Genomic DNA, 15762 nt, shown 5'->3' on the forward strand with positions numbered 1-15762 from the left:
ACGATGCACATTTGATGATACTAACATCAGAAAAACACAAAACAACATCATTTATACATCGGAGTACATCATGAACAAGTCAATTGATGAACAAATTGATGATTTAAAAGCACTTACCAATACGGCAAAAAACGTAGATTTAGCAAAGGCTTTGGGCATAGCTCCAAGGTCAATTCAGAACTGGAGAGCACGAGAAAATATCCCTAAAGATATTTTTCTAAAAGCGAGACAAACATCACAAAACCCACTTTCTGAGTTATCTGGGATGGTAGAGTTGACTTATTACGATGTAGAAGCGAGTGCTGGTCATGGTTCATTAATTGAAGTCGAAACCTCAACCGAAATGAGTTTCGCAGAGCGATACCTTCGCGATGAGCTCCATGTAAACCCAAGTGAAGTTTTTTTGATGAGAGCAAAAGGCGATTCGATGTACCCAACGTTAAAAGATGGCTCTTTAATGATGGTGAAACGTCTAAATGACTTTAGTGGTGATGGCGTATATGTATTTCGAGTCAATGGCCAAGTTATGGTGAAACGTCTGCAGTTTCAGCCAGCTAAGATTATTTTTAAGAGCGACAACTTTCAGTTTTACGACCCATGGGAACTAACGCATAAAGAAGTGGGATCGACAGACTTCGAGATCTTAGGACAAGCAATTTGGGGCGGAGGGAAATTATAGCCCTATGAACTTTGGAACTTAGTGGTACTAGGGCTTGTGGTAAACGAAATTTAAAATGTTATGACCAAAAATGAAGATCTTTCTTGGCTATATTTTTTTCTAACTGCGTTGAATACAGAAACTTATCTAATGCAACACACGTATCGTAAGAAAGAATTGTCACAACCTTAGTTTCGCTCATGTTTTTATGTTGAGGTTTACTATCACTTTCCAGAATATCGGTCAAAAGAAGCCACACGGCATACCAAGTCGTAGAAATTACTAAATGTTCTGCATTTATAGCCCTAAGAAGATCCTGCTGACTTTTAAGCTTGTTGTTATCAGAAAAAGCTAACTCTTTTTTGAACCACTCATGCAGAACAACACCATCTTCTGCGGTTGTTTGATGTAGGTAAGTATCTAATCGAGTGAGCAAAAAATTCAAATCTTCTCTCTGTTGGTTAACTTCAATCACCTTCTCAGAATGGTCCTGCTGTCGCACTAAGACATACAACGTTAATCCAACAGCCATAGGGCTGTAAATGCCAGATAGGTAACCTCCAAGAGCTCCCCAATCTGCATTTTTTTCCCACAAACCAAACTGAAATTTGTAAGCATAGATAGCGATAGGCCCTAATATCATTAGAGCAAAGAACAAAACGGTTGGCAGACCAAATTTTTCAATTAGCTTAGACATATATATATACTCCTTTTATAAAGGGGGTTTATATACTGTTCATCATTTTTGGTAAAGAACGCAGGTTATGTAACTAGACTTATATACACTTTTATCGAAAACTGAAGTAATTGACCGATTTAGAATACTGCATGTAGTGATGTGAAATTCAGGTAATATGTTTATAGGTTCCCTATAGTCCCCCTCAAACTCGCACAGCCCTTGCTAAGGCTGATTAATCAATCCAATCGAGCATTGGAGCGACAGACAACCTACATGAATGTGTCATGGCAAAGTACCCTAGTAGCGAGTCAAAAAAATATGCTGGAACACCCAGCAAAAGCAAGGTCAGCTATTGTAAATGCTATGCCCGGTTTGTGCTATATGAACTTTACCTCACATTTTTTATTTAAACCTATTCACCAAACCTCTAATTCAGCCTCACTAATCAGTTATGCCTTGAGTCACACTGTCATTTTGAGTTACCTTGTCTTATTCAAAGTCGTGGGTCACAATACGCTCTGTACCTGACTTTAATAGAAATCATTGGCTCCCAAAACGTAGTAACCTATAAATAAGGTTTGAATAGGGATGTCCGATTGAATGGTGAAAAATTTGGACCACACATTAATAGAGCAAGTTGAAGGGATATGCGCATCTCGAGGCGTTAGATTAACACCTCAGAGAAAGCGAGTGTTTGAGCTCATTTTCTCTAATAAAAAAGCCTCTAGTGCTTATGAATTGTTAGAGCAATTGAAAGTCAGTGAACCACAAGCCAAGCCTCCGACAGTATATCGCGCTTTGGATTTCTTGTTGGAACAAGGTTTCATTCACCGAGTTGAATCAACCAATAGCTTTATATGCTGCTGTTCTTGCAATGCCAATAAACATTTCTCCCAACTACTGATCTGCGATAAATGTGGCACGGTGGTAGAATTACAAGACGATGCGCTTGTCACTCTACTCGCTAGTAACGCTGAGAAGCATGGCTTTAAATTGACTAATCAAGTCATTGAGTCGCATGGCATTTGCCAAACTTGCTCCTCCGATATGAAAGAATAAGATTATAGAAGAACATTATGCGCGCTGAATTTGTAAACCCGTTTTTAGCTTCTTTGATGAACGTATTAAAAACGATGGCTTCTCTAGAATTAAAGCCACAAAAACCAAGAGTTAAGAAAGATGAAATCGCTCGTGGTGATGTATCAGGCCTAATTGGCATGGTTGGTACACAATCTCGTGGTTCAATGTCGATCACCTTCGATGAAGGTCTCGCTCTTGAAATCATGGAAAACATGCTAGGTGAACGACCAAACGGCTTGAACGAAGAAGTGACCGATATGGTCGGTGAAATTACCAACATGGTTACTGGCGGTGCAAAACGTATTCTTGCGGAAAGCGGCTTTGACTTCGATATGGCAACGCCAATCGTCGTATCAGGCAAAGGCCACACCATTCGTCATAAGTGTGAAGGTGCTATTATCATTATGCCTTTCACATCTCAGTGGGGTAATGCCTTCATCGAGATCTGTTTCGAATAAAACGACTTACTGATATATAGAGTATTCGCTACAATCTAGAAGCGGTAACTAAAATATTAAGAAGGCTGACACACGTGCGTCAGCCTTTTTTATTGCCGTAAAATCGACGGATATAAAAAACGCCAACCTTTCGGGTTGGCGTTTTTATTATTTATTACTGTTTTTACTCTGTACTACTCAAACAGTCTTAAGCTTTCAACGCTTTAAATGCATTGATAAGACCGTTAGTTGAGCTGTCGTGAGAGGTCACTTGAGCATCGTCAGCAAGCTCTGGAAGAATTTGGTTTGCTAGTTGCTTACCAAGCTCTACACCCCATTGGTCAAAGCTGAAGATGTTCCAGATAACGCCTTGAACAAAAATCTTGTGCTCGTACATCGCGATTAGGTTACCTAAAGAGCGAGGAGTCATTTGCTTAACAAGAATTGAGTTCGTTGGACGGTTGCCTTCAAATACTTTGAAAGGAGCAAGTTCAGCTGCTTCTTCTGCTGTTTTGCCTGCCGCTAGGAATTCAGCTTCTACTGTCTCTTTTGTCTTACCGAAAGCAAGTGCTTCAGTTTGAGCAAAGAAGTTAGACATTAGCTTCTGGTGATGATCAGATGCAGGGTTGTGGCTGATAGCAGGAGCAATAAAGTCTGATGGGATCAGCTTAGTGCCTTGGTGAATCAGTTGGTAGAAAGCGTGCTGGCCGTTTGTACCTGGTTCACCCCAGATGATAGGACCTGTTTGGTATTCTACTGGGTTGCCTTCACGGTCAACAAACTTACCGTTTGATTCCATGTTACCTTGCTGGAAGTAAGCAGCAAAACGGTGCATGTATTGATCGTAAGGTAGAATCGCTTCTGACTCAGCGCCATGGAAGTTGTTGTACCAAACACCAATAAGAGCAAGAATCACTGGAATGTTGCTTTCAAACTCAGTTGAAGCAAAGTGGTTATCCATCTCGTGTGCGCCATCTAGTAGCTCAGCGAAGTTATCGAAGCCGATAGAAAGAGAGATAGAAAGGCCGATTGCAGACCATAGTGAGTAACGACCACCAACCCAGTCCCAGAATTCGAACATGTTGTCAGTATCAATACCAAACTCAGCAACTGAAGTTGCGTTAGTTGATAGTGCTGCGAAGTGTTTAGCAACGTGTGCACTATCACCCGCTTCAGCCAAGAACCAATCACGTGCAGAGTGTGCATTCGTCATTGTTTCTTGAGTTGTGAATGTTTTAGAAGCAACCAAGAACAGAGTTGTCTCTGGGTTCAGCGGCTTTAACGTCTCAACGATGTGAGTACCATCAACGTTAGAAACGAAGTGCATGTTTAGGCGAGTTTTGTATGGTGTTAGTGCTTCAGTCACCATGTATGGGCCAAGGTCCGAACCGCCGATACCGATATTTACAACATCAGTGATCTGTTTACCTGTGTAACCTTTCCACTCACCAGAAACGATGCGGTGCGTGAACAGTTCCATTTTTGCTAGTACTGCGTTCACTGCTGGCATTACGTCTTTGCCATCAACCATTACTGGGTTGTCGCTACGGTTACGTAGAGCAGTGTGAAGTACTGAACGACCTTCAGTCTTGTTGATTGCATCACCGCCGAACATTGCTTCGATTGCAGACTTAACTTCAGTCTCGTTCGCAAGAGCGAATAAGTGCTGCATCGTTTCAGCATCGATAAGGTTCTTAGAGTAATCCACTAAGATGTCAGAACCGAAACGAGTAGAAAAGCTCTCGAAACGCTTTGCATCTTGAGCAAACAGCTCTTTCATATCCATATCTTGAGCAGACTCAAAATGTGCAGTTAGAGCTTTCCACGCTTGTGTTTGCGTTGGGTTGATATTTTTCAACATGGTATCTATCCCGATATTACTGTAGGTTTTATTCTAAACGTCACTAGGGTGATGAATAGAACCCCCGATTAGGCGAAAGTTTATATTTTTCTGTGACGATAAAACGCATCACCACTGAAAGATTCTTTGTAATTTATTTTCACGACGTATTATGCCGTATATGAAGAGCTGTACCTTGAGATAAATCAGAAATCGATTTCCTGATAGAAAAATCGGTACTTACTCTAGCTCTAACATAATTAAATGTGAGCGATAGCGTATAAATTCAAGTTCAAAAGATAGCGTTAAACTGCTTTTTTTCCAAATACATTATAAGGGATGGCGTATGTGGATTCAGAAGACTATACACCTCAATGCACGAAAGCGGGGATTTCATCTCATTACTGATGAAATTGAACAACAGTTAAACGATATGAACTCTCTCTCTGTTGGTTTATTACATCTTTTCATACAACACACTTCTGCTAGCCTAACACTCAACGAAAATGCCGACCCAACCGTTCGTACTGATATGGAATCACACTTTAACAAGTTCGTACCCGAGCGAGCGGCTTATTACAGACATACTTATGAGGGTGATGATGACATGCCAGCTCATATTAAAGCATCGACACTTGGCAGTTGTGTGACAATTCCAATAACCAACGGGCGTTTAGCTTTAGGAACATGGCAGGGCATATACTTGGGTGAGCACCGAGATTGCGGAGGAAGCCGCACTGTGATCGCCACGATTCAAGGTGAATAAACAGTTAAGCTAATTCGAACAAAAAAGAGTGACGCAAATGCAGTCACCCTTTAAGAATACAATGTGGATTCACTTTCAACTGAAGCAGTGAAATCTAGAAAGGCTGGTTTATCATGACCCTAAAGGTCCCTTCATCACCGCCTCGAGCTAACTCAGCACGAACGACAATACCTTCCACTTGAAAACGAACAGCGCCACCTAAGCTCCATTTCATATCAGTGTGCAATTCTTTGATATCGTACTCATCAGCCACTCGCCCTATTTCGGCGAACGCGACCCATTGCCACCAAGGCAAGTCATAGTAGTTAATCAAAGGAATATCGCCGAGTGGTTGCCAATCTGGAAGCACTCGGTATTCAGCGGAGTAATGCACCGCTGAACGGCCATGGTAGCGACCGCCGGTATAACCGCGAAGACGATACAAACCACCGAGTCGAGCTTGTTCTGTTTCCGGTGGACGAGCACAATCTTGTCCTGAGCAGTTATCCCACGTAGGTGTATCGGCTGTATAGAAATCGAAAGCCACGACTTGTTGGTCGAACAAGTCCCCTAAAGGACCTAAAGCGAAGTACTGACTATTTTGGAATGTCCATTTCAGCCACAAGTCGTCATTGGACCAACTTTCAGCACCAGTAGTGAACTCAAGATTGGTATGAGACCCTTTGGTTGGATTACGTGTGCTATCACGGTTATCCCAATCAAACGCCAAGCTAAAGCCTGTCGCCTCTTCCGTGTTGTTTAACCCTTCTAGCTCACGAGCGGTATAAAAAGGCGTGAAGATAATAGAGCTGACGCCCGACTCGACTGGCGAAGCAAAGCTCACATCTTTGATTGGTTGAAAAGCCCCTAACAAGCCATGGTCTGCAACATTGCCCCAAGGCAGCAGATACTTAAATTCAAACTGGTAGTTCTGCTCTAAGCCATCGGCAATGGTTTTGTCATCAATTGATGAATCATTGTCACCTTGAGAGCCAATGTAATAAGGATTGTCATTGAAACGTGCTTGGTACATCTGTGTACTAAACAGAACACTCTCAGACAATGCATAATTAAAGGCTGATAAAAACCCGACATAACTGTCTTTGTCTGAATACAACGCCATCCCAAACAGAGCAGCCTGAGGTTGCCAAACACCCTTTGCGACACCAGCAACCCCAACGGTGTTACCCATGGTTTCAGTACTGAAATAGAAAGGAACGAAGGCTGAATCTTTTTCTTCACTCAGAGCAGAAGAGGAAAAGCTGACACCGAGCAGTGCCATGACTGACGTTAACCAATGTCGAGAGGCTCTCTTGAACATCATTTAGTTTACAAGATCCATAACTACTTCACATACTCCATCGCAACACGCGAAGTCAGCTTAGTGACTAACTCGTAAGCGATAGTGCCGATATGTTCCGCGACTTCTTCTGAAGGTAAATCTTTACCCCACAGAGTCGCCCCATCACCCACTTGATCCACGGCATCAGGGCCGAGATCAACCGTGAGCATGTCCATTGATACTCGACCTGCAATCGGTACTATTCTACCGTTAACAAGTACAGGCGTGCCATTTGGTGCGGTGCGCGGGTAGCCATCTCCGTAACCAATAGCAATAACACCAACCTTGGTGTCACGTTTACTGGTCCAGTTTCCACCATAACCCACACTTTCACCCGCTTTAACATCACGAACCGCAATCAGGTGAGATGTCAGAGTCATTACAGGCAAAAAACCGAGCTCTTGAGCCGACTTATCAGCAAATGGAGAAACACCGTAAGAGATGATTCCAGGGCGCACCCAATCAAGATGACTATCCGGCCAAGCGAGTAACCCAGCAGAAGCAGCAAGTGAACGTTCACCTTCGCAACCATCCGTTAGAGATAAAAAAAGTTCAGTCTGTTCAACTGTTGTGGTTCTATCTAACTCGTCAGCACATCCAAAATGGCTCATGTAGCGCAATGGCTTTGCCACATTTGGGCATTGATGCAAACGCTCTACAAAATTTTGGTATTGCTCCGGGCGAACACCTAAGCGGTGCATGCCACTGTCGACCTTTAGCCATACCACAACAGGCGTTTCCAAATCAGCATTCTCTAGTGAGCTCAATTGCTCTTCGCAATGCACAACGGTTTGGATGTTATTAGTCACCAATATGGGTAAATCGCCCGAAGAGTAAAAACCTTCTAACAATAATATCGGCTTAACGATTCCACCAGCACGCAGTTGTAACGCTTCTTCAATACGCGCCACACCAAAAGCATCTGAGCTTTTAGAATGTTTAGCGATATGCAGTAAACCGTGTCCGTAGCCGTTGGCTTTCACTACAGACATGACCTTGCACTGAGGAGCCTTCAACTTTATTTGGTTCAGGTTATGTTCGAGCGCGTTTAAATCAATGCTCGCCGCCGCAGCTTTCATGTAAGTCATTAACGATTACTCATCATCAAATGCAGGGCCTGCATAGTTATCAAATCGGGAGTGTTGCCCTTGGAATGTCAAACGAACAGAACCGATAGGACCGTTACGCTGCTTACCAAGGATAATCTCAGCAATGCCTTTCAATGAACTATCTGGGTTATAAACCTCATCACGATAGATAAACATGATTAAGTCGGCATCTTGCTCGATAGAACCTGATTCACGCAAATCCGAGTTTACTGGGCGCTTATCTGCACGTTGCTCTAGGGAACGGTTAAGCTGAGAAAGTGCAACAACCGGAACATTCAACTCTTTCGCAAGGGCTTTTAGGGAACGAGAAATTTCGGCAATCTCTAAGGTACGGTTTTCAGACAATGAAGGTACACGCATTAATTGAAGGTAATCTATCATTATCATAGAGATACCATCATGCTCACGAGCGATACGTCGAGCACGCGAACGAACCTCTGTTGGTGTTAGACCCGAGCTATCATCGATATACATATTCTTCTTATCCATAAGAATACCCATACTCGATGAAATACGCGCCCAATCTTCATCGTCTAATTGACCGGTACGAATCTTGGTTTGGTCTACGCGAGAAAGTGACGCTAACATACGCATCATCAGCTGTTCAGCTGGCATCTCTAGCGAGAAAATCAGAACGGGCTTATCTTGTTTCATCGCCGCGTTTTCACACAAGTTCATCGCAAAGGTGGTTTTACCCATCGATGGACGCGCAGCAACAATGATTAAGTCAGAACCCTGTAGGCCTGCCGTCTTCTTGTTAAGGTCGTTAAAGCCAGTATCGACACCAGTAACACCATCTTGTGGCGATTTATATAGGATCTCGATACGTTCCAGAGTCTTCTCTAGAATGCTATCAACATTTTGGGGACCTTCGTTTTCACTTGCTCGACCTTCTGCAATCGCAAAGACCTTACTCTCAGCCAGATCCACCAACTCTTCTGATGTACGCCCTTGAGGGTCATAACCAGAATCGGCAATCTCATTCGCAACACCAATCAGGCTACGAACCAATGCACGCTGTGCCACGATATCCGCGTAAGCGTTAATATTCGCCGCACTTGGGGTATTTTTAGCAAGGTCGGCAAGGTAGGCAAAGCCGCCAACTTCTTCGAGCTGCTCACGCAACTCTAAATGTTCAGAGAGTGTAATAAGATCCAGAGGAGCACTTTCTTCCAGAATGTCTTTTACCGCTTCGAAGATCAGACGGTGAGGGCGACTGTAAAAGTCCTTACTCACGACTTTTTCTGAAACCGTATCCCAGCGTTCGTTGTCCAGCAACAAACCGCCGATAACAGATTGCTCAGCTTCTAATGAATGTGGCGGGACCTTGATGGCGTCCACCTGATCGTTGGCTGATTTCTGACTTCTGGTATCCACTATGACTACACTCAATAACTAATAATGATCGTTCATTATACCCAAGAACATTCATTTGTAATGCAATCCTCGGGGATTGTTTTATTCTTCAGTAAGAATTTACCTATTGCTGACGGAATTAACCAAGGGTAGCATTACGATCCTTCCATTCATTCACTGTATAACTGAGGTATGCGTGTCCAAATTATTGGCTCTGAGCACTGGTCTTCTAAGCTCTGGTCTTCTAAGCACCAGCCTTCTGAGCTCTCCGTTGGCCTTAGCTGATGATGATGCTAAAGCCTCTGTCGATGCAATCCTCGACTCTATAGTAGTTTCAGAACCTACTGTTGAGCCGATCGTCGTTGCACCGACACCTGAAAAAGATATGGATATCGCACCAAGTGATACGAGTGACACAGAGCTGCCGAACCCACTCAAGACGGAAGTCGAATTTGGGTATCAGTCGCATACTGGTAATTCTGATTCACGATCGCTAAATGCCCGCCTAAACGGTGAGTATACGGCTGGCCGTCATAGAACCAGTGGCGAATGGAAATACTACAACCTCTACAAAGATGGCGAAGAAGATAAAAGGCAATCGACTTACTCGGCTCAGAGTGACTATAAGTTAAGCCCTAAAACCTACCTTTATGGCAGCTTTAAAGGTGTCGATTCACGATACAGCGCTTACTTTAAAGACTACACAATCTCTAGTGGTTTGGGTTATCAGTTCTCGAACACTGAAGAGTTTGTGTTGGAAGTCGAAGTCGGACCGGGTTTTCGTTACCAAGAACCTAATCTCGATGAATTGGACGACGATGACATCATCTTCCCAGAGATTGTTGAAGAGGCGATTTTCCGTGGCAATGTGAATACATCATGGCAGGTGTTGAAGAATTTGCAGCTCAAGGCAGATGTAACGTTAGTGTCTGGCCACAGTAACCTGAAATTTGATACTGAATTAGAAGCCATCAACGATATCACCGACAATATCGCACTGAAGATCGCTCACTCTCGTCAATACCATGACAAAGTACCTAGCGGGTTAAGCAAAGAAGACTCAGTACTGTCGATTAACCTGCTCTTTCAGTTCTAATCTCAAGAACTATTCTAATCTCAAGAGCAGTTCTAGTCTCAAGAACTATTCTAATCTTAACGCCACTTCTAACCTTGAGAACGGCCTGTTCAGCAATAAGAGCTTATGGCTCACTGTAAGCTTTTTACCTACAGTAGCCTTTCCTTGTGCTTTCCTATATTTCAGGCATAAAAAAACACCAGCCGAAGCTGGTGTTTAAAACTTTCAAAAGAAAGAATTCGTCTTGGTACTGAAATTACTCAGCAGCAACGATAGTGATTTTCGCAGTAGCAAAAACTTCAGAGTGAAGTTGGATGCTTACTTCGAATTCACCAAGGTTACGTAGAGCGCCTTCAGGTAGGCGTACTTCGCTCTTAACTACTGCAACACCTGCCGCTGTAATAGCGTCAGCGATGTCACGAGTACCGATAGAACCGAATAGCTTGCCTTCGTCACCAGCTTTAGAAGCGATTGTAACGCCTTCTAGAGTGTTAACGCTCTCAGCACGAGCTTCAGAAGCAGCTAGTTGCTCAGCAACTTTAGCTTCTAGTTCAGCACGGCGAGTTTCGAACATAGCAACGTTGTCTTTAGTTGCCATAACTACTTTACCCTGTGGGATAAGGAAGTTACGAGCGTAACCAGATTTAACGTTTACTTGGTCGCCAAGGCCACCTAGGTTACCGATTTTATCAAGTAGAATAACTTGCATTATCTTAGTCCTCTTAAACTATTGTTAACTATTACCGATTACTGATGCTTGTCAGTGTACGGTAGTAGTGCTAGGTAACGAGAACGCTTGATAGCGCGAGCTAGTTGACGTTGGTATTTAGCACTTGTACCAGTGATACGGCTAGGTACAATTTTACCAGCTTCAGTGATGTAGTTTTTTAGAGTTGCTACGTCTTTGTAGTCAATCTCTTGTACGCCTTCTGCAGTAAAACGGCAGAATTTACGACGACGGAAGAAACGAGCCATGGGCTATCTCCTGATCTAAATTTAATAATGCGGTATTCACACGAACTTATAAATAAGCTTAAGCAAATGCTTGTAGTGGAAATACCTAAACGAGTTGAATAATATTTAATGACCTAAAAGGCCAAAAAAGAATTACTCAGCAGCAGCTTCTGGCTTAGCTTCTTCTTCACGACGTGGTGCACGTTCTTCACGGTCATCACGACGAGGAGCACGCTCTGCACGCTCTTCTTTTTGCTTAAGCATGATAGATTGCTCAGTCACAGCGCCTTTAGTGCGCATGATCATGTTACGTAGAACTGCATCGTTAAAACGGAAAGCAGTTTCTAGCTCGTCCATCACTTCTTGGCCAGCTTCAACGTTCATAAGAACGTAGTGAGCTTTGTGAAGTTTATTGATTGGGTAAGCCATTTGACGGCGGCCCCAGTCTTCTAGACGGTGGATAGTACCACCAGCTTCAGTGATTGAACCAGTGTAACGCTCGATCATGCCAGCAACTTGCTCGCTTTGATCAGGGTGAACCATGAATACGATTTCATAATGACGCATTTGGTTGCTCCTTACGGATTATTAGCTTCCACGAAAGGCTCGGTCGTCCAAGGGAAGCAAGGAACTAAAGAAAAATGACCGAGTTTTAAGGACGGCAAATATTATAGAAAGAACCCGGTATTGGCAAGCGGTATTTGGCTAATAATGAAACAGTTTTTCTTTCGCCATCTAGCCATCTGATAAACCAATCGATTCCGTCCTAACAGCCTAAAAAGAAACGCCCACCAGCGAGTAGTGAGCGTTAATAAATTCATAGACTTAAAGTCGTTTAACTCTTTATGTAGCAAGTATCTCTAAACAACATAGACAAGCATAACTAAACCAAGCGTGACTTAGTCAAATGTTGCTGAACCTAGCATTACTGAGCTAAACGCTGTCTTACTGCTTCGAACAGGCAGATACCCGACGCCACAGAAACATTCAGGCTCGACACACTACCTGACATTGGAATCTTAATAAGGTCATCGCAAGTTTCACGCGTTAAACGACGCATACCGTCACCTTCAGCACCCATCACAACAGCAAGCGGGCCAGTTAGCTTCGCTTGGTAGATATCATGCGTCGCTTCACCTGCCGTACCCACGAACCATACACCCTGCTCTTGCAGTGCGCGCATTGTGCGGGCTAGGTTGGTTACACGTACTAGAGGAACGGTTTCAGCCGCGCCACACGCTACCTTGCTTACCGTTGCCGTTAGCGGCGAAGAGCGGTCTTTAGGCACGATAACAGCCGCCACACCTGCAGCATCCGCATTACGTAAGCAAGCACCTAAGTTATGAGGGTCTGTTACGCCGTCTAGAACCAACAATAAAGGCTGTTCATGCTTAGCTAGGATATCATCTAGGTGTGTTTCATTAAGCTGCTTAGCAGGCTTTACCTTAGCAATAAGACCTTGGTGATTCGCACCTTGTGCTTTTTCATCAAGCGGCTTACGGCCCATTTGTTGGATCGACACACCAAACTGTTGTAGCTGATTCAATAGCGGAAGCAGGCGATCATCTTGGCGGCCTTTCAGTACATATGCTTCTATAAAGCGCGCTGGATCTTTTTCTAGTACGGCTTTCACCGCGTGAATACCGTAAATAAATTCGTTACTCATTGTCTCAAATTACTCTTATTGCTCAGAGATGAATGACATCAATACCGACACATCCACCTCTGTGTTGTTTAGTTCGAGAGCATGCGTTTCCGCCTGATACCCTCGCATTAAATTAGTCAGACGTTAAGTCTTGCTCGTCCTTATAAGCCTTAAAAATTAAGACTTATCAGCTTTTGGCTTACGGCTTGCTGCGCGCTTTTTTTTAGCTCGAGCTTTAGCGGCACCTGTTTTATTCGCTGACTTCTTCTTAGTTGGACTTTCACTACTTCCGTCTGGTCGCTTAGTGGGTTCAATCAAAGCCTTCGCAGGTACACCTGGCTTGTTACTCTTCACCGCTGAACGCTTCTTGCTTTTCGCTTTATTCATCGCTTCGGCTGCACGCTTCTTGGCAGTTTTACCTTTACCACGAGGCTGACGATCAGTGTCTTCCATGTCAAAATCAATTTGGCGAGTTTCTAGGTTAACCGCAGAAACCTTCACTTTAACCGAATCACCCAAACGGTAAATATTACCTGAGCTTTCACCCACTAGGCGCTGACCAATAGCATCAAACTGGTAGTAATCATTCGCTAGCGCTGAGATGTGTACCAAGCCGTCAATGTGCAGTTCAGTCAAACGAACAAAGAAGCCGAAACCAGTAACGTTAGCAATTACGCCATCCATCACTTCACCAACATGGTCTTGCATGTATTCACATTTCAGCCAGTCGTTCACTTCACGTGTTGCGTCATCAGCACGACGCTCAGTCATTGAACACTGCTCGCCGTAGAAGTCCATATCATCGAAAGTGTAGTGGTAACCACCCGTTGGCGTCCAACGTTCGCTGTTACGGCCTTCTTCTTTCGCAATAAGGTACTTAATCGCACGGTGCAAAAGCAAGTCAGGGTAACGGCGAATCGGCGAGGTAAAGTGAGCATAGCGCTTAAGAGCTAGACCAAAGTGACCCGCGTTATCCGCGTTGTATACCGCTTGCTTCATTGAGCGCAGCAACATGGTTTGGATTAACTCACGATCTTCTCGCTCGTTAATTTGTTTCATCAGCTGTGCATAGTCGACTGGTGATGGCGAAAGGCCCCCTTCCAGCGTTAAACCTAGCTCACTAAGGAAACTCTTAAAGCCCGTTAAACGCTCTTCGCCCGGAGTATCGTGAACACGGTACAGTGCCGGTTCTTTCGCTTTTTCTACGTAAGACGCCGATGCAATGTTCGCAAGAATCATACATTCTTCGATGATCTTGTGTGCATCGTTACGAATTACGGGTTCAATACGGTCAATCTTACGATCCGCATTGAAGATAAATTTCGTTTCAACGGTTTCAAATTCAATCGCACCACGTTCGTCACGCGTTTTCTTAAGTACCTTGTACATCTTATGAAGTTCTTCAAGATGTGGTACTTCAGGCTCGTAACGCTCACGAAGTTCTTCATTGCCATCTAAGATCGCGCCGACTTTGTTGTAAGTAAGACGAGCATGAGAGTTCATTACCGCTTCGTAGTGCTTGTAACCCGACAGTTTACCTTTGTCTGAGATAGTCATCTCACACACCATACATAAACGGTCTACTTGAGGGTTCAATGAACACAGGCCATTAGAAAGTACTTCAGGCAGCATTGGGACAACTTGCGATGGGAAATATACCGAGTTACCACGGTTAATCGCTTCTTTGTCTAGCGCAGTGTCTGGGCGAACGTAATAACTTACGTCAGCAATCGCTACCCAAAGACGCCAGCCGCCGCCTTTCTTCGCTTCACAGTAAACCGCATCATCGAAGTCACGTGCATCTTCGCCATCAATCGTAACTAATGGCAGTTTACGTAGATCAACACGCCCTTCTTTTGCTTCTTCAGGAACATGCTCGCCTAGGTTTACGATTTGCTTATCAACCGCTTCAGGCCACTCTTGTGGGATCTGGTGAGTACGGATCGCGATCTGCGTTTCCATACCCGGAGCCATGTTCTCACCGAGAACTTCGGTCACTTTGCCCATCATGTTACGAGAACGACCACCGCGATCCGTAATTTCAATCACAACCACATTACCCATTCGAGCACCGCCTTTATGCTCAGTTGGGATCTGAATGTCATGACTAATACGTGAATCATCGGCAACCACATAAGAATGGCCGTATTCTAGGAAGAAGCGACCAACAAGTGGTGTTTTACGCTCTTCAAGAACACGTACTAAGCGCCCTTCACGACGGCCACGCTTACTGTTTTCAGTAGGCTGAGCCAATACATAGTCACCGTGCATGATGGTTTTCATCTGGTGATGCGGCAACACGATATCGTTATCTTTACCAACACTGCCGTCTGGGCGAACCCAGCCATGACCGTCTTTATGACCAATCACATAGCCTTTAATCAGTTCCATCTTCTCCGGCAATGCGTAGCACTGACGACGAGTAAAGATTAGCTGTCCATCACGCTCCATTGCACGTAAACGACGACGCAAGCCTTCATATTGTTCCTCTCCAGCAAGACCCAAAGCTTCAAATAGATCGTTACGGTTCATCGGAATATTCGCTTCTGTTAGAAACGAAATAATGAACTCTCTGCTTGGTACTGGATTTTCGTAGTTTTTAGACTCTCGGTCTGCAAAGGGATCAATAGTGGTTGTAGCTGTCGTGTTTTCTGACATCGGTGTATTTTTTGACATAGGCGGGCCTGCTTAAGCAAGGAATGTATATACCCCTAGTATATCTGATGCTAGGGGTAAGCTACAGATATGCTTTGGAAAAGCCTCAAATAACCTCAGATTGATACATCTCTTCATTTTGTGAAACATCACTTCATAGCCATTGTCTCTCATCAAAATTTTGAGC

Annotated in this window: 15 protein-coding genes; 5 read left to right on the forward strand and 10 right to left on the reverse strand. The window is 44.0% G+C overall.

Translation table 11 applies throughout. The annotated features are described in order from the left end of the window. Positions 1-70 precede the first annotated feature (70 nt). Positions 71-679, forward strand: a complete 609-nt coding sequence (locus tag OCV36_RS14515) for a S24 family peptidase (RefSeq protein WP_135459065.1) — start codon at positions 71-73, stop codon at positions 677-679. 58 nt (positions 680-737) lie between these two features. On the opposite strand, the gene OCV36_RS14520 is transcribed toward OCV36_RS14515, so the two are convergent. Next, positions 738-1355 (reverse strand): hypothetical protein, encoded by a 618-nt coding sequence (locus tag OCV36_RS14520; RefSeq protein WP_135459063.1) that lies wholly within the window; start codon positions 1353-1355, stop codon positions 738-740. 582 nt (positions 1356-1937) lie between these two features. Here OCV36_RS14520 and zur point away from each other — a divergent pair. Together zur and OCV36_RS14530 are read left to right on the forward strand one after the other, a co-directional pair. Further along, on the forward strand, positions 1938-2396 hold the full coding sequence (gene zur, locus OCV36_RS14525; RefSeq protein WP_004735846.1) for a zinc uptake transcriptional repressor Zur: 459 nt from the start codon (positions 1938-1940) through the stop codon (positions 2394-2396). A gap of 17 nt (positions 2397-2413) precedes the next feature. Further along, positions 2414-2875, forward strand: a complete 462-nt coding sequence (locus OCV36_RS14530) for a chemotaxis protein CheX (RefSeq protein ID WP_004735847.1) — start codon at positions 2414-2416, stop codon at positions 2873-2875. Positions 2876-3062: 187 nt separating this feature from the next. Here the strand turns inward: OCV36_RS14530 and pgi are convergent, their stop codons facing one another. After that, entirely contained in the window at positions 3063-4715 is a 1653-nt protein-coding gene (gene pgi / locus OCV36_RS14535; RefSeq protein ID WP_135459061.1) for a glucose-6-phosphate isomerase, read from the reverse strand. A gap of 325 nt (positions 4716-5040) precedes the next feature. Between pgi and OCV36_RS14540 the strand changes: the two genes are divergently transcribed. Beyond that, positions 5041-5460: a secondary thiamine-phosphate synthase enzyme YjbQ gene (locus OCV36_RS14540; RefSeq protein WP_135459059.1), complete on the forward strand. Its 420-nt coding sequence runs from the start codon at positions 5041-5043 to the stop codon at positions 5458-5460. A 94-nt stretch (positions 5461-5554) separates the two neighbouring features. Here the strand turns inward: OCV36_RS14540 and OCV36_RS14545 are convergent, their stop codons facing one another. Genes OCV36_RS14545 through OCV36_RS14555 form a run of 3 tightly spaced genes read right to left on the reverse strand, consistent with a single transcriptional unit; the run spans position 5555 to position 9267 of the window. Then, positions 5555-6760 carry a BamA/TamA family outer membrane protein gene (locus OCV36_RS14545; protein ID WP_135459092.1) on the reverse strand — a complete coding sequence of 402 codons (1206 nt, stop codon included), beginning with the start codon at positions 6758-6760 and terminating at the stop codon, positions 5555-5557. Positions 6761-6783: 23 nt separating this feature from the next. Next, positions 6784-7869 (reverse strand): alanine racemase, encoded by a 1086-nt coding sequence (gene alr / locus OCV36_RS14550; protein WP_017073473.1) that lies wholly within the window; start codon positions 7867-7869, stop codon positions 6784-6786. Positions 7870-7875: 6 nt separating this feature from the next. Then, entirely contained in the window at positions 7876-9267 is a 1392-nt protein-coding gene (locus tag OCV36_RS14555; RefSeq protein WP_017073474.1) for a replicative DNA helicase, read from the reverse strand. Between the two features lie 175 nt (positions 9268-9442). On the opposite strand from OCV36_RS14555, the gene OCV36_RS14560 reads away from it, so the two are divergent. Further along, complete coding sequence (locus OCV36_RS14560; RefSeq protein ID WP_029224843.1) at positions 9443-10342, forward strand: DUF481 domain-containing protein; 900 nt, start codon at positions 9443-9445, stop codon at positions 10340-10342. A 235-nt stretch (positions 10343-10577) separates the two neighbouring features. Here OCV36_RS14560 and rplI read toward each other — a convergent pair whose 3' ends face one another. From rplI to rnr, 5 genes are all read right to left on the reverse strand, one after another. Further along, positions 10578-11030 carry a 50S ribosomal protein L9 gene (gene rplI / locus OCV36_RS14565; RefSeq protein ID WP_017073476.1) on the reverse strand — a complete coding sequence of 151 codons (453 nt, stop codon included), beginning with the start codon at positions 11028-11030 and terminating at the stop codon, positions 10578-10580. Between the two features lie 38 nt (positions 11031-11068). Then, a complete protein-coding gene (gene rpsR / locus OCV36_RS14570; protein WP_000090472.1) occupies positions 11069-11296 on the reverse strand; it encodes a 30S ribosomal protein S18 in 228 nt (75 codons plus the stop codon). Positions 11297-11428: 132 nt separating this feature from the next. Beyond that, positions 11429-11842 (reverse strand): 30S ribosomal protein S6, encoded by a 414-nt coding sequence (gene rpsF / locus OCV36_RS14575; protein WP_004735855.1) that lies wholly within the window; start codon positions 11840-11842, stop codon positions 11429-11431. Between the two features lie 358 nt (positions 11843-12200). Further along, positions 12201-12941, reverse strand: coding sequence for a 23S rRNA (guanosine(2251)-2'-O)-methyltransferase RlmB (gene rlmB / locus OCV36_RS14580; protein WP_017073477.1), 741 nt, complete (start codon positions 12939-12941; stop codon positions 12201-12203). 156 nt (positions 12942-13097) lie between these two features. Continuing rightward, positions 13098-15596, reverse strand: coding sequence for a ribonuclease R (gene rnr / locus OCV36_RS14585; protein ID WP_135459057.1), 2499 nt, complete (start codon positions 15594-15596; stop codon positions 13098-13100). Positions 15597-15762: the final 166 nt, after the last annotated feature.

Origin of the sequence: Vibrio echinoideorum, from assembly GCF_024347455.1 — a bacterium.
GTDB lineage: Bacteria > Pseudomonadota > Gammaproteobacteria > Enterobacterales > Vibrionaceae > Vibrio > Vibrio echinoideorum.

Bases quoted from the DNA above. Each gene is read 5' to 3' on its own strand.
- OCV36_RS14515 (WP_135459065.1), top strand. From the start codon at position 71: ATGAACAAGTCAATTGATGAACAAATTGATGATTTAAAAGCACTTACC.
- OCV36_RS14520 (WP_135459063.1), bottom strand. From the start codon at position 1,355: ATGTCTAAGCTAATTGAAAAATTTGGTCTGCCAACCGTTTTGTTCTTT.
- zur (WP_004735846.1), top strand. From the start codon at position 1,938: ATGGTGAAAAATTTGGACCACACATTAATAGAGCAAGTTGAAGGGATA.
- OCV36_RS14530 (WP_004735847.1), top strand. From the start codon at position 2,414: ATGCGCGCTGAATTTGTAAACCCGTTTTTAGCTTCTTTGATGAACGTA.
- pgi (WP_135459061.1), bottom strand. From the start codon at position 4,715: ATGTTGAAAAATATCAACCCAACGCAAACACAAGCGTGGAAAGCTCTA.
- OCV36_RS14540 (WP_135459059.1), top strand. From the start codon at position 5,041: ATGTGGATTCAGAAGACTATACACCTCAATGCACGAAAGCGGGGATTT.
- OCV36_RS14545 (WP_135459092.1), bottom strand. From the start codon at position 6,760: ATGTTCAAGAGAGCCTCTCGACATTGGTTAACGTCAGTCATGGCACTG.
- alr (WP_017073473.1), bottom strand. From the start codon at position 7,869: ATGACTTACATGAAAGCTGCGGCGGCGAGCATTGATTTAAACGCGCTC.
- rplI (WP_017073476.1), bottom strand. From the start codon at position 11,030: ATGCAAGTTATTCTACTTGATAAAATCGGTAACCTAGGTGGCCTTGGC.
- rpsR (WP_000090472.1), bottom strand. From the start codon at position 11,296: ATGGCTCGTTTCTTCCGTCGTCGTAAATTCTGCCGTTTTACTGCAGAA.
- rpsF (WP_004735855.1), bottom strand. From the start codon at position 11,842: ATGCGTCATTATGAAATCGTATTCATGGTTCACCCTGATCAAAGCGAG.
- rlmB (WP_017073477.1), bottom strand. From the start codon at position 12,941: ATGAGTAACGAATTTATTTACGGTATTCACGCGGTGAAAGCCGTACTA.
- rnr (WP_135459057.1), bottom strand. From the start codon at position 15,596: ATGTCAAAAAATACACCGATGTCAGAAAACACGACAGCTACAACCACT.